The following is a 13,836-nucleotide window of genomic DNA, read 5'->3' as shown; positions in this document are numbered from 1 at the left end:
CGTCTAGGACTATAAAAAGTAATCGTTCTCAATACCCAGCACATCCAGCACATCAACGGCCGCCATACCGGCGCGGCGTGCAGCCTCTAACCCCAGCTTGGCGTCTTCAAACACCACACAGTGCTCCGGGGCAACCCCCATTAACTCGGCGCAGCGCAAAAAGGTATCGGGGGCGGGCTTAGGGGCAGCCACTAAATCGGCCCCCACCACATGATCGATCAGGTAGCTAATCTGGCACTGCTCAATAATGCTCTTCGCCTCGTCAGTGTAGGCACCGGTGCCCACGCTCATGGGCTTTTTACCGTAATAGCGCTCAGCCAGCTGCAGCAATGCGGTGGGCTTAACGTAATCGTTAATCTTGTCGCGCACCACCGCCTCTTTAAAGTCGTTCATGACATCCAACGATGCCTCAACCTTGCAGTCAAAATGTTTGAGCAAAATTTCGATGGTGCCTTTGGTTGGCACGCCCGCCAACGAGCGCATTAGCGGCCTATCGATGGGAATCGCAAACTTATTGAGGGTTTCCGTCCAAGCGACTTCGTGCAGCTGGCCACTATCGATTAAGGTGCCATCCATATCAAAGATGATGGCTTGATACTGATCGTACAAAGGGGTGCCTACTTAAGTTAGGGGTGAACACACTGAAGGTGAAGGGTGCGCCGAGCTGCCGCGATCGGCGCGCTAAAAGAATACCATCCTACCCGCCATGGTTAAACCTTAGCGCCAACGCTTTGACCAAACGCATCGCGGAACAGGCAACAAAAAGCGCAGGTAAAAGTCACATTCAGTACGAACGCGCGAGCAAAAACAATCCTATAACGCGGGCAAAGCCATTAAAAATCACGGCTACTCGGCCCGTGGGAAGCGCAGCCACAGCTCTGGTCGGTCGAGCGGCGTCTCTTTGGGCAACAGCGGATTAGTCAGCTTAAAAACGTGGCGGTTGGATAGGTGCGCACGGGCTATCGCATCACCGTAAAAGCGGTTAAACAAGTCAGTAAAATCGCCACTGGCAATAGTCGCTTCAAGCCCTGACTTAAGTACATCGGCTAAGCGTTGGTTGTCTGGCGCCACAAAGAAATACTGTGCAGTGGGATACACCAGCGCCAAAGTTTGCTCCAACGCAATGTTCTCGTGTTGATACATTTCCAGCTCATCAAATACCTCAACCACCGAACGCGGAAAATAATCAATACGCTGACCGGCCAACATACTGATCAAACTATTGCGGCTGACCGATGTTTGCATCGAAAAACTGTGAGACGCCAACAAAGGCGTGTCCGGCCAATCATGACCTTGACCGGCGCGCAAAGCCTTTAACTGCTCAAGATGATCAATCGCGCTAAAGCGCGCTTGGTCATTACTGTGGATTAATAGAACACGCCAACCGGTAACACCTTTAAACAACGGGATTCGCACGGACTGCAAGGCCGCCTCCCGCTGACGATTAGTGTGCAACCAGTTCACATCGTAATACCCCGATAGCAGGTTTCGGCTGTTGCGATTATCAGTGACCGTTTGAGTGGGCACCGGCAGCAACGTATAAGGTTGCCCCGAGTGCGACAAAACAAGATCGAGCACCGACTCGACATATTCCAGGCGGTGGGCATAAGCGGGATCGGGAGAGTTATTATGAGGGTACCGAACTCGCAGCACGGTGGTATCTTTATCTGAGCGAATCCCGGCATCAGTGTCAGCTGCCCGGCTCGTTGTGGTTAACCGAGGCTCAGCGTCAACGGCTTGCAAGTGAGGGGTCCAAACCAAACAAGCCAACAGCCAGGTCGCGCTCTTGAGCCAAACGCTAAATAGCCGATTCGCCAGAGCAACAAGCAAGCCCCCGCTGACAGCAAGCCTCATAACCAGCACCCTATTATTGCTAACACTAAGGATACCTTAGCATACGCCATCGGCGGGTTCACTCAAGTGTAAGCAACATTAACGCCGGCGACGCACCAAAAAGCGCTGCAAAGCGATAAAGATAAACAACAGCAGGCCAATCACAATCTTCGTCCACCAGCTGCTTAAGGTACCGTCAAACGAGATATAAGTTTGCACCACACCCATAATAAGTACCCCAAACAGGGTGCCGATAACATAGCCATAACCACCGGTTAGCAGGGTGCCGCCGATCACCACGGCCGCAATCGCGTCCAGTTCAACCCCGACCGCCGCTAACGAGTAACCCGAGAAGGTATAAAAACTAAATACGATACCGGCAAGAGCCGCCAAGAACGAGCTAAGGGCATAAACGCTAATAGTCGTGCGCGCAATATTAATGCCCATCAGGGCCGCTGAGTGGGCATCGCCCCCCAAGCCATACACCCGGCCACCAAAGCGAGTAAAATTCGCCAGCACAATTGCCAGCACCACCACCAATAACGCAATAATGGTAGAGCTACCCAGCCAAGCCCCGCCCGGCAACTCAAAGGCAAACATGGCGGCGCTGTCGTAAAACTCGTGCATGATAGGCACAGACTCTTCACTGATAACCGAGCTCAAACCGCGCGCAAAAAACATCCCCGCCAAGGTGACAATAAAAGGCTGCAACTTATAGTAGTGAATAATTGCCCCCATCACAGCACCAAACACGGTTCCCAGGACCAACACCACGGCAAACGCCGGTAGCGGATGCCAACCGGCTTGCAACAACACACTGATAATGACGCCGCTTAAAGCAATGGTGGAGCCGACCGACAAGTCAATGCCGCCCGACAAAATCACAAACGTCATGCCGACGGCCGTAATAATCAAGAACGCGTTATCGGTAAACAGGTTCATAAAAACCCGCAGCGTACCAAAATTCTCAAATTGGACGGAGCCGGCTAAAAACAACAATGAAAACAGCGAACAAGTAACATATAAGGGTAAAAATTTACGGTTAAACATTACGCACCCCGCCGCTTGCGAAAACGTGCAACCTGGCGGTGAAACTCAGGTGATTGCAACAACAAAATGATGATAATAGCGGCCGCCTTAATCAGAAGATTAAACTTAGGCGGAACACCACTTAAAATAATAGTAATGGTTAACGTTTGAATGATCAGCGCGCCGATAATCGACAAAAATATAGAAAATCGCCCACCCATCAGTGAAGCGCCACCAATCACCACGGCAAGAATTGCATCCAACTCCAACCATAGGCCCGCGTTATTAGCGTCGCTACCGCCGATATCCGCTGCGGCAATCATGCCGGCCACTGCAGCGCACAGGCCGGAGATGCAGTACACCATTAACTTAATCAGTTTATCGTTAATGCCAATGTAATGGCTGGCGCTGGCGTTAGCGCCAACACCCTCGACAAACAAACCAAGTGCGGTGCGGCGCATCAAAAGCTGCACTAACACGAACGTTATAATGACAAGCACAATAGGAAAAGGTAGACCCAAAAAGTAACCCACCCCTAAAAAAGCAAATGCATCGTGATGGAAAGTCACAATTTGGCCGGCGTTAATAAGCTGCGCAATGCCCCGCCCTGCCACCATTAAAATCAAGGTGGCAACGATCGGCTGAATACCAAAGTAGCCCACTAAAAAGCCATTGACAAAACCCGCTGCGACACCCGCCAACAAACCGCCGCCAATGATCAGCGCGATATTATCGACACCGCTGACAATTAAACTCGCGCTAACTGCACCGGCAATGGCCATTACCGAACCAACCGATAAGTCGATACCGCCAGTGGCGATCACTAAGGTCATGCCAATCGCCAGCAGCGCCACCGGCGCCGCGCGATTAAGCACATCGATTACGCTGCCGTACAAACGGCCGTCTTTTACCTCTAGCTGGAAAAATTCAGGCGAGATCAATACATTGACCAGCAACAACAACACTAACCCTGCGATGGGCCAAATAAAGCGCCGCACCTCGGGTGATAAATTTGCATAACTCATGATAAAACCTAACTTATTGGCCGGCGATGGCCTGCATAATCGTTTGCTGCGAGATATCGTTACCCGCCACTTCGGCCACTTTGCGCCGATCGCGCAACACCACCACTTTATCGGCAAAGTCGACTAACTCATCCAGCTCTGACGAGGCGACCAACAAACCAAGGCCTTGATCGCACAGCTTGCGGATCAATTGAATAATCTCGGCGTGGGCGCCTACGTCAATACCGCGGGTGGGTTCATCCAGCAACAACAGCTGCGGTTCAGAGGCAAGCCAGCGCGCCAAAATAACCTTTTGCTGATTGCCGCCACTTAACTGGTTGATGGGTTTTTCGATATCACTGGTGGCAATATTAAGCGCTTGCACATAGTGCTCGGCCAGCTCACGCTGTTTGCTGCGGGGGATATAACGCCACCAGCCACGTTTGTTTTGCAGCGCCATTATCATATTCTCGCGAATCGACATAGGGCCAAAAATACCGTCGCGCTTACGATCTTCCGGGCATAAGCCCAGCCCGGCCATAACCGCTTGGCGGGTATGCTTAAAGCGTGTGCTTTGCTGTCTCAGTGTCATAGTGCCAGTGCTGGCTGAGTCGACTCCAAACACCAGCTTGCATAATTCCGTTCGGCCGGAACCCAGCAAACCTGCCAAACCAACCACTTGACCGGCACGCACCGACAAATCGAGTGGCTGTAAATCGTCACCGCCAAACTGGTCGAGCTTCAACAGTGTTTCGCCAGCGTGATCTTCATTGTCGACCCGCTTTTGATGCACCGCTTTTTCCAAGTCCTTACCCAGCATATGACTAACGAGCTTATCTTGCGTTAGGGTTGCTGTTTTATACTCGCCCACCAATGCACCATTGCGCAAAACAGTGATGCGATCACACACGGCATAAACTTGATCGAGAAAATGTGTCACAAACACAATACCGATGCCCTGAGCCTTAAGCGAACGCATAATCTCAAACAGAGATCGAACTTCGTCGGCATCTAAACTAGCGGTAGGCTCATCTAAAATTAGCACCTTGGCCGACATAGACACACCGCGGGCAATCGCAATCAACTGCTGAATCGCTACCGAATAATCGGTTAACGGCGCACTCACATCCAAATCGAGTTTGTATTCCAACAGTAGCTCGCGCGCCTCGCGGTTCATACGGCGCCAGTCGATTAAGCCAAACCGTTTTGGCTCACGACCCAGATATAAATTCTGTGCCACCGATAAGTTCGGCAGCAAGTTCACCTCTTGGTATACGGTGCTAATCCCCAGATCCTGGGCATCGCCGGTATTAGCCGGAAATATCGCGTCACCATCAAGCGTAATATCGCCCCCATCGCGGGTGTAGACGCCGGTCATCACCTTAATTAAGGTAGATTTCCCCGCGCCGTTCTCGCCCAGTAACGCGTGGATCTCGCCACGACGCAAAGTAAAATCTACGCCGTCGAGCGCTTTGACGCCCGGGAAGGTTTTTACCAATCCGCGAAGCGTTAACACTGCTTCTTCTTGACTCATAATCTGACTCGTCGACTGGCTGATCGCGCGACCAACACCCTAGGGCTTGGGCCGAACACAAACAGCACCATCATTATTATTAATTGCAGCGCCTACTCGGCACCCATGCGCTTGTTGTATTCGGCCTGGTAATTTTGTTGCGTAAAAACCTCGCCGTCCATCACGATCCATTTTTCAAAATCGCGCTTACCTTTTAAGTATTCATCAATCACATCAAACGCCGGGCCACCTAAGTGTGGACTCATCTCCACAGTCGCATTTACATCACCAGCTTTAAGCGCGGTAAAAATATCGTCTACTGCATCCACCGACACCACTAAAATGTCTTTGCCCGGCTGCAGCCCCGCCTCTTTAATGGCCTGAATAGCGCCCAGCGCCATCTCATCGTTGTGAGTCCAAAGCGCGCATAAATTTTTACCGCCGCCCTCAGCTTTTAAAATACTTTCCATCACCTCTTTACCCTTCGAGCGAGTAAATTCAGCGGTTTGCGAGCGAACAATCTGCGCATTCGGGTACTCAGCCAGCACCTCATTAAACCCTTCCATGCGGCCAATCGCGGCACTTGAGCCTACCGTGCCCTGCAACTCAACAATGTCGCAATCGCCACCGGTGGCGTCCATCAGCCAGCCCGCCGCCTTGCGCCCTTCATCGACAAAGTCCGGGGCAATTCGAGTCACATACAAGCGACTATTGCCCACATCCACATTGCGGTCGACAATCACCACTGGAATGCGCGAGCGAGCGGCCTCCATCAGCACCGGCCGCCAACCGGTCTCAACCACAGGGGCGACAACAATCGCATCCACACCTTGAGCGATAAAACTGCGAATGGCTTTGATTTGGTTTTCTTGCTTTTGCTGGGCGTCCGAGAACTTGAGATCGATTCCGCGGCGTTCGGCTTCGGCTTTAACAGACTCCGAGAAGGTCGTGCGCCAGCCACTTTCAGAGCCAACCTGAGAAAACCCCACCGTCAAGGCGCTTGCGGCCTGAGAGGCAACAACCATAGAGGCGAGCGCAACACTCGCAAAGATCTTATTCATATCTACCTCTTATCTATTTTATTAGGTTTGCGTACGCTGGCAGTGTACGTCGAGCTTGATAGCTATAAATATAATATAATAACTCAAATTACACAAACCTATCGTGTTACTACCAAAAACCCACGTAAAAACATCGGCTTGAACAAGCCATATACAAAATCGTGATTTTCTTCATCCAAGCGTTGACAAGCCAACAGCCGCCCACTAATATGCGCGTCCTTAGCTTTTGGCCTACGTCAGATGCAATGCCCAAGCGGAATTGGACAGCAAGTCAATCGGGCGTAAAACACCGCTAACCATCTGCCCAGGTGGTGAAATTGGTAGACACGCTAGCTTCAGGTGCTAGTGGCCTCACGGCCGTGGAGGTTCAAGTCCTCTCCTGGGCACCATATACAAAAAAGGCCGAACCCCTTGGGGGCTCGGCCTTTTTTATTGCTTAAATACATCCATCCCGCGTCAGCCAGCAAAGGTTGAGCGACCTACCCAACCATAAACCGGCGCGAACATTACGGCAAAATCACTAAGTGATTGGGCAATTCATTGCGCTCGTGGGTGGCGGGCACGTGCTCTTGTAAAAGCCTGCCGCAGGCGGCGATGCAATCCAGAAACCCTTGCCGAGTCTGACCTTGGCGCACTTTCGCGGTAAAATCAGCCACGATGCCTTCCCATACGGCGTTGTCCAGAACATCGGCAATGCCTTGATCCACCAAAATCTCCACATAGCGCTCGGCCTCCGAGACGAAGATCAGCACACCTGTGGCGCCTTTGGTGTGATGCAGGTTTTGCTCCAAAAACTGACGTCGCGCCAGATTGGAGGCACGCCAGTAGCGCACCTGCCGAGGAATCAAGCGGGTATTGATGCCGGGTATGCGAAACAGCAGGCTGAGCAGGATAAAAGTCCCCCACTGCACCAGCAGCAGCGTATCAGCCCCCAACCAGTTGCCAACGTAATTGGCAGCGCCCGGCACCAGCAGCGCCAGAATGCCGGCCCACAACAAGGGAATGTAGCTGTAGTTGTCGGACTGCGCGGTCAGCACGGTCACCAACTCGGCGTCAGTCTCTCGCTCCACCGCGCTGATGGCAGCGGTAACGGCTTGCTGATCATTTTTACTGAGTAATGTCATAATTGTTTGGCTCTTATTTCAGATGAGGGGTTTAGCGCGCGCGAATACCCATGCAGAGTTACCAGCCGCCAGAGGCACCGCCTCCGCCAAAGCCGCCTCCGCCGCCGCTAAAACCTCCGCCACCGAAGCCGCCGCCCCCACGACCACCACCCATGGCAGCACCGAGCAAGGCCGCGCCTATCAACGCCGTGCCACCGCGCCCGCCACGGCCACCAAAAAGCAACAACACGGATATCACAATAAGAAACAGCGCGGCCACAATAACATTGGGCTTTTCCTGAGCCGCACGGGTTGGCTGCCCCCGAGGCATCGCCATAGGCTCGCCTCCCAGAACCTTAACCATTGCGGCGGTGCCCTTGACGATGCCGGCCTGAAAATCACCCTGGCGAAACGCCGGAGTGATCACGCTATCGATAATGACCGATGATTGCGCGTCGGTGAGTCGGCCTTCAAGACCATATCCCACCTCAATACGGATTTTGCGTTCCTCTTTGGCCACAATCAGCAGAGCGCCGTTGTCCTTATCCTTTTGGCCGATTCCCCAGTGCCGCCCCAACTGATAGCCGTAATCTTCTATTGGGTACCCCTGAAGGTTAGCCAAGGTGACTACGACCACCTGCTCAGTGCTGGCCTGTTCGTGGGCCTGAAGCATCTGACTAAGGCGGGCCTCCACCTCTGGCGAGAGCATCTGGGCCCGGTCTACCACCCGGCCGGTCAGTTCGGGAAACTCCGGTGCCGACTGAGCCCAAGCCATAGCCGGCAGCAACAACAGTAACCCCAGCAACAGGTTTTTGCGCAACAATAAAACCATTAGAACTCCACCGCGGGCGCTTCGTCCGCATTTTCCGTGGTGGCTTCAAAGTTAGCGCGCCGCTCTAAGTCGCTGTACAGAATGCTGTGCCAGATTTTTCCCGGAAAGGTGCGCAGCTCGGTGTTGTAACGCTCCACCGCCTGAATAAAATCCCGACGTGCCACGGCAATACGATTCTCAGTGCCTTCAAGCTGAGACTGCAAAGCCAGAAAGTTCTGGTTCGACTTCAAATCCGGATAGCGCTCAGATACCGCCATCAAACGGCTCAAGGCGCTACTAAGCTCACCCTGCGCTTGCTGAAACTGCTTTAGCTTCTGCGGGTTATTAAGGATGCTTTCGTCCACCTGAATCGACGTCGCCTTAGAGCGAGCCTCAATCACCGCCGTCAGGGTTTCCTGCTCCTGGGCCGCAAAACCCTTAACAGTTTCTACCAGATTGGGAATCAAATCGGCCCGACGCTGGTATTGGTTTTCCACCTGAGCCCAGGCGGCAGTGACCTTCTCATCAAACGTGGGAATATTATTGATGCCACAGCCGCTGAGTAATAAAACCAGCGCCATCAGCGGCGCTAACTGCCAGAAAGACCGCTGTTGAAACGGTTTGTAGAGGGTATCCATAGTGCTCTGTCCCGGAAGTGGTTGTATAAAAAGGAAGATGCCCACCCGCAGGTGAAAACATCAAACACCACTCTAACATGGGCTCCAAGCGAATGCTTTCAAGGCGATAAGCGTTGATTTGCCCCGCGGTATTAAAAATGGCCGTAACAGTCAGATACTTAACGCAGTCGTTCAGCTAATCACCCCCAGCAACTAAACGGTTCCCGGAGCTGCGGCAACTTTTAATCAACTCTTGGGGTTAGTGCTTTCACTCTAACGGGTGCTGAGCGTCGCGCACTTTAGAGCAGGCTCGTGAACTTAGCTGGTCTTCAACGCTGAAACATGATGAAAAACGAGGTCATGACCACCTCGGCAGATTAGCGCCTGTCGGTACACTGAAAAAGCTAAATATCTATTTATGGGCTGTCTATAAAACGGAGGCGTTTGTGAGTTGACCGGCACACTCCAAGAAAACAGAATTTAACCTTTAGGCTTGTAGGCCAAAACGACTGGATATACCTCCCAGCAACCATAAACGGCCGGCAGCGTATGTGGCAATAGCCCAGAAGTAAGCGCCAAACCACCATTCGTACAAAGTGAGAAACATGGTTTTCAATGCCAAAAAAGCACTTGCTTAGCCGGCTTTATTAACGCGCTGCAAACCGTTAAGGTAAGACAAGTTTAACTACAGCACCGACACACTCATGCATAACCAAACATCGGAAACCAACAACGAACTGCCTCTGATTCTTTCTATCGCCGGTCGCAAGCTGGCGGAATCGCCCGAGCCCCAGCCCTTTTTGGATTGGATGGCCGAGGCCGGCCCCGTATTGGCGCCAACCATGAGCGCAGGCATAAACCCGCAAAGCGGCTCCCCCAGTGAATTTTTCCGTTTAATGGGGGTACAGCTTTACAATATTACCCCGCTGCCTGCGAACGATTTCAGGCCCTGCCCCATCCCTAAACCCAAGCGCAACGAGCCCTGCCTGTGCGGCTCGGGCCGCAAGTACAAACAGTGCTGTGAGCGAATGGAAAATATACCCATGCTGGAGGGTTACAATATGCTCCGCCATGTGCTTGATAGTTACCCGCAAAAGGCGATGGGCGAGTTGCCACACAGTCGGATAGACACCGAGGCGCTGGCAGATACGGCGATGCAATGGTTGAGCGAAGGTGATGAACGACGCGCTTTAGCGCTGTTAGAGCCTTGGTTTAAAGGCAATGGGCCGCTCACGCGACGCCACCAGCCCTTGTTTGACCCCATGATGGATGTGTATTTGATTGTGCACAAACCCCGCAAGCGCCAACAACTGCTTGAGCGGGGCTGTCAAGCCAAGGACTCGAACCTGCAGGCCGATGCTTGGCAGCGCAAGGCCTCTATGCTGATGGACGAAGGTGATACCGCCGGCGCTTGGGCGGCGTTTAAACAGGCTCAGCGAGTCGCACCCGATTCGCCAGCGCTGGCGATACTGGAGTTGACACTGCTGTGTGCCAACAACGAAACAGAGCAAGCCCGTGCGAGGGCACAATTTTGGCTGGCTCGCCTGCAACGCAAAGGTTTTGGTCATCCGGAGTTGCTAGAGCTACTCACGCACTGCACCTCAGACCCCGTAGGAGCACTCCGGTCAGTGGCGCATGATGCCCCTGAGGCACAAGCCGCTCTATTGGTGGAGCTGGTGCAGGCGCTGGACGACGCGCCCGTCCCTAAGGCCCTTTACACCTTAGAAGATCACGGCGATGTGGCCGTACTACAAAGCCCGCCTAAGCTCGCCCAAGCTGAAGACAAATGGGGAGCAGCCACCGAGTTGTGGCACGAGCTTTCACCCTGGGAGTGCTTGGACGACTGGGCGCCACTACTGCTGCGCCAAAAAGAGCTCTGGCACAGTGCTATGGTTATAAGCGACTTGCTCAACCTTCTGGCTGGCGGCGATGACCCCGATCTGAATCAAATGCTTTACGAGCCGCTTATCCAGCGCAGCGAAGCGCTGATCAAGCTGACGCTCAACGTAAAACCGCCAGCGCAGGAACTGCCCTGGGGCTTTTTGGAAAACCGCCCGTTTCTAAGCCTGATTCATTTAATAGCCGAAGACTACTTTGCGCACAATGAGCTGGAGCGCGCCTGCGCTTACGCCGAGCTGCTGCTGGAGCTCAACCCCAACGATAACCAAGGCGTGCGCTGGGACTTAGCGGCTGCCTACCTGCGCCGCAACCAACCGCAAAAAGTACTGCAACTTGCCGAGCAATACCCGGATGAAGCGGCATGCCATATGCCATTAAACCGCATCCTGGCACTGTACATGCTAAACCGGCCCAAGGAGGCCAAGCTGGCGCTAACGACAGCGGCCGAGCGCCACCAAACCGCGCTCAATATGCTACTTAAGGCCAAAGCCAAACAACCAGAAATGTCACCTTTTGGCTTCACGCTCGGCGGTGAAGACGAGGCCTGGCTGTACCGCCAAGCCACCCTACCAGAATGGACAAGCAGCGGAGCACTCAAATGGGCACGCGCGGCCATGAAAGGTCTGTGAAAACATTATCAAGCTGAACATAAAGCCCGGTGTTACGACTATCTGGGCGAAGACATTGCATTCAAGGTGGTAGTAAGCAACATCGGAGCCGGACGCGACTTACCGAGAGGCCAAGCTGATATCAATACGCCTTGGCTTGAGCGCTAGGCACTATAGCCTTTAGGCCCTAAAAGTTAAAAGCGTACCTCAAAGGTACGCTTTTATTCAGTCCAATTTACCGCTCTAAAAAACACGGGCGGCGTCAGGTTCGCCGCTCGGTTAGCGACGGCGCTCACGGCCTTCAGCTAGGGAAGCGCTGCTCCCCTTCAATTTATCGATGTACGCTCAATACTATTTCATCTTTTCGCGTTTAAGCAGCTCACGCTTACGCTCAACACCCCAGCGATAGCCGGACAAGCTACCATCGCCGCGCACTACGCGGTGACACGGCACCAACACCGCCAAGGTGTTGGCACCGCAGGCATTGGCCACGGCGCGTGCCGCGGTGGGCGCGCCAATTTGCTCCGCCAGCTCGCGGTAGCTAATGGTTTGCCCCGGCTTAATATTTTGCAAAGCTTGCCATACCCGGCGCTGAAACGCGGTGCCGCGTACATCCAGCGGCAGGTTAAGCGAGGCTGCGCCGGGCTGCTCGATATGGCTAATAACCTGCTGTATTTGCTCGGCGAAATCATCGCTCGGCATAATTTTTTGAGCATTAGAAAAGCGTTCGAGTAAGTCGGCGATCAACTCATCGCCACTATCGCCCAGCGCAATAGCGCAAATACCACGCTCACTGCGTGCCACTAGCAGCTGACCCAGCTCGCACGTGGCAATAGTGTATTCAATAGTCATTGCTTGCCCTTTGTTTTGATAACGGCGCGCCGGCATACCTAGTTCGCGTTCGGCACGCCTATAAAAGTGTCCGGTCGAGCTGTAACCTGCGGCAAAGATCGCGTCGGTTATCGATGCGCCTTTATCCAGAGCATCGCGCACCTGAACGCTGCGTAATGCTTGCGTATATTGATTGATCGTCATTCCGACAGCGGCTTTAAACAATGTGTGCAACCGAGACGCGCTAAGCTTCACCACAACCGCAAGCTGCTCCGCCGTCGGGGGGCGCTCGGCGCTAATAACCGCTTGTTGCAAGGCCCGACAAACACCCGCGATAGCTTGATCGCCAGGAGTGATCGCCTGCCTGGGCAGGCAGCGTTTGCAGGACCTAAAGCCTGCCGCCTCAGCGGCCAGTGCGTCAGTATAGAAGGCAACGTTCTCGCGTTTGGGGCGCCGGGCCGGGCAGCTAGGCCGACAAAAGATGCCGGTCGTGCGCACCGCAAACACAAACTGGTGGTCGGCTCGCTTATCGCGCTCAAGCACTTGGCGCCAGCGGGCTTCAAATTGCTCGGTATGATCGGATGCCGTTGTATGTGTCATAGCGTTATCCCGCCAAAGGGCTTGCTTACCCCCATACTAGCGAAGGGTTGCCGCCAGCGCACTCCCGATTGGCTCGTCAAATTTTGATACAGAGCAAAAATAACATTTGGTCTGTAGTAAGATACGGGATATCGACTAGATGATGTACCGCATCACTTAAGGAGCGTTAGTTGACCCCTCACGATTATCTAAACATCGGCGCCGCTTTTTGGCTGCTTATCTGCTGGGCCGGTTACGCCCGCTTTGCGCGCAAGCGCGCCCGCACCGATCACTGCCTGGCCTCGGTGCTGCACGTGTACCGCAAAAACTGGATGATTGAGATGTTGAGCCGGGAAAACCGTATTGCCGACACCGCGCTGATTGCCAGTTTAGAGCGCAATGTGTCTTTCTTGGCGTCGACCTCTATTTTGATTATCGCGGGCTTCGTGACGATTATGGCCTCGATCGACAAGGTCTATATCACCATCACCGCTCTGCCATTTGCCAACGAGTCCATGTCGGCCCATCAGTTACAGCTTAAAATTATATTGCTGCTGGTCATTTACGTGTATGCCTTTTTCACTCTGACTTGGGCCATGCGCCAGTATGGTTTTTGCTCGATTTTATTGGGTGCGGCGCCGGCTCACGATGCAGACATATCAGAAGACGAGCGCCGCCGCTACGCCGTAAGCACTGCAAAAATTATCGATCAGGCGGGCCATAGCTATAACTACGGACTGCGTGCCTATTACTTTTCACTGGCCATCTTGCCATGGTTTTTTAATACGTATTTTTTTATTGCGGCGGTGGGCGCAGTCGTCTTTGTACTTTACCGGCGCGAGTTTCACTCGACTACTTTAAATGCGCTAATGCGGGAGCTAACCGCAACAGAGGCACAGAAAAAAGAACGCTAATAATAACGCGCAAGCACCTAAAGCGCATGAAATA

The 13,836-nt window shown here is 53.3% G+C and carries 12 protein-coding genes and 1 tRNA gene; 3 read left to right on the top strand and 10 right to left on the bottom strand.

The features are described 5' to 3' along the window. Positions 1 to 9 precede the first annotated feature (9 nt). From AACY82_RS05260 to AACY82_RS05235, 6 genes are all read right to left on the bottom strand, one after another. Positions 10 to 609, bottom strand: a complete 600-nt coding sequence (locus AACY82_RS05260) for an HAD-IA family hydrolase (protein ID WP_339615735.1) — start codon at positions 607 to 609, stop codon at positions 10 to 12. Between the two features lie 237 nt (positions 610 to 846). After that, positions 847 to 1,743 (bottom strand): diguanylate cyclase, encoded by an 897-nt coding sequence (locus tag AACY82_RS05255; RefSeq protein ID WP_339615734.1) that lies wholly within the window; start codon positions 1,741 to 1,743, stop codon positions 847 to 849. A 189-nt stretch (positions 1,744 to 1,932) separates the two neighbouring features. Further along, positions 1,933 to 2,883, bottom strand: coding sequence for a galactofuranose ABC transporter, permease protein YjfF (yjfF, locus tag AACY82_RS05250; RefSeq protein WP_339615733.1), 951 nt, complete (start codon positions 2,881 to 2,883; stop codon positions 1,933 to 1,935). Next, positions 2,883 to 3,887, bottom strand: coding sequence for an ABC transporter permease (locus AACY82_RS05245; RefSeq protein ID WP_339615732.1), 1,005 nt, complete (start codon positions 3,885 to 3,887; stop codon positions 2,883 to 2,885). Before AACY82_RS05245 ends, yjfF begins: the two co-directional genes overlap by 1 nt. Before the next feature lie 13 nt (positions 3,888 to 3,900). Further along, positions 3,901 to 5,400: a sugar ABC transporter ATP-binding protein gene (locus tag AACY82_RS05240; protein ID WP_339615731.1), complete on the bottom strand. Its 1,500-nt coding sequence runs from the start codon at positions 5,398 to 5,400 to the stop codon at positions 3,901 to 3,903. Between the two features lie 92 nt (positions 5,401 to 5,492). Then, positions 5,493 to 6,440 (bottom strand): ABC transporter substrate-binding protein, encoded by a 948-nt coding sequence (locus AACY82_RS05235; RefSeq protein ID WP_339615730.1) that lies wholly within the window; start codon positions 6,438 to 6,440, stop codon positions 5,493 to 5,495. A 302-nt stretch (positions 6,441 to 6,742) separates the two neighbouring features. Between AACY82_RS05235 and AACY82_RS05230 the strand changes: the two genes are divergently transcribed. Continuing rightward, positions 6,743 to 6,829, top strand: a tRNA-Leu gene (locus tag AACY82_RS05230). A gap of 117 nt (positions 6,830 to 6,946) precedes the next feature. On the opposite strand, the gene AACY82_RS05225 is transcribed toward AACY82_RS05230, so the two are convergent. From AACY82_RS05225 to AACY82_RS05215, 3 genes are read right to left on the bottom strand one after another with little or no spacing between them, the layout of a single operon-like run. Further along, positions 6,947 to 7,564 (bottom strand): TPM domain-containing protein, encoded by a 618-nt coding sequence (locus AACY82_RS05225; RefSeq protein WP_339615729.1) that lies wholly within the window; start codon positions 7,562 to 7,564, stop codon positions 6,947 to 6,949. Between the two features lie 58 nt (positions 7,565 to 7,622). Further along, a complete protein-coding gene (locus AACY82_RS05220) occupies positions 7,623 to 8,375 on the bottom strand; it encodes a TPM domain-containing protein (protein ID WP_339615728.1) in 753 nt (250 codons plus the stop codon). Beyond that, positions 8,375 to 8,992: a LemA family protein gene (locus AACY82_RS05215; protein ID WP_339615727.1), complete on the bottom strand. Its 618-nt coding sequence runs from the start codon at positions 8,990 to 8,992 to the stop codon at positions 8,375 to 8,377. Before AACY82_RS05215 ends, AACY82_RS05220 begins: the two co-directional genes overlap by 1 nt. 683 nt (positions 8,993 to 9,675) lie before the next feature. Between AACY82_RS05215 and AACY82_RS05210 the strand changes: the two genes are divergently transcribed. Beyond that, the gene (locus AACY82_RS05210; protein ID WP_339615726.1) at positions 9,676 to 11,499 is read left to right on the top strand and encodes an SEC-C metal-binding domain-containing protein; all 1,824 of its coding nucleotides are present in this window, start codon (positions 9,676 to 9,678) and stop codon (positions 11,497 to 11,499) included. Between the two features lie 330 nt (positions 11,500 to 11,829). Here the strand turns inward: AACY82_RS05210 and ada are convergent, their stop codons facing one another. Continuing rightward, the gene (gene ada, locus AACY82_RS05205) at positions 11,830 to 12,909 is read right to left on the bottom strand and encodes a bifunctional DNA-binding transcriptional regulator/O6-methylguanine-DNA methyltransferase Ada (RefSeq protein WP_339615725.1); all 1,080 of its coding nucleotides are present in this window, start codon (positions 12,907 to 12,909) and stop codon (positions 11,830 to 11,832) included. Positions 12,910 to 13,079: 170 nt separating this feature from the next. Here ada and AACY82_RS05200 point away from each other — a divergent pair, with 170 nt between their 5' ends. Continuing rightward, the gene (locus AACY82_RS05200; protein ID WP_339615724.1) at positions 13,080 to 13,802 is read left to right on the top strand and encodes a DUF599 domain-containing protein; all 723 of its coding nucleotides are present in this window, start codon (positions 13,080 to 13,082) and stop codon (positions 13,800 to 13,802) included. Positions 13,803 to 13,836 lie beyond the last annotated feature (34 nt).

This window comes from uncultured Gilvimarinus sp., from assembly GCF_963972205.1.
GTDB lineage: Bacteria > Pseudomonadota > Gammaproteobacteria > Pseudomonadales > Cellvibrionaceae > Gilvimarinus > Gilvimarinus japonicus.
Note: the sequence above shows the minus strand (reverse complement) of the source record. Positions and strands in the feature narration are given on the sequence as shown.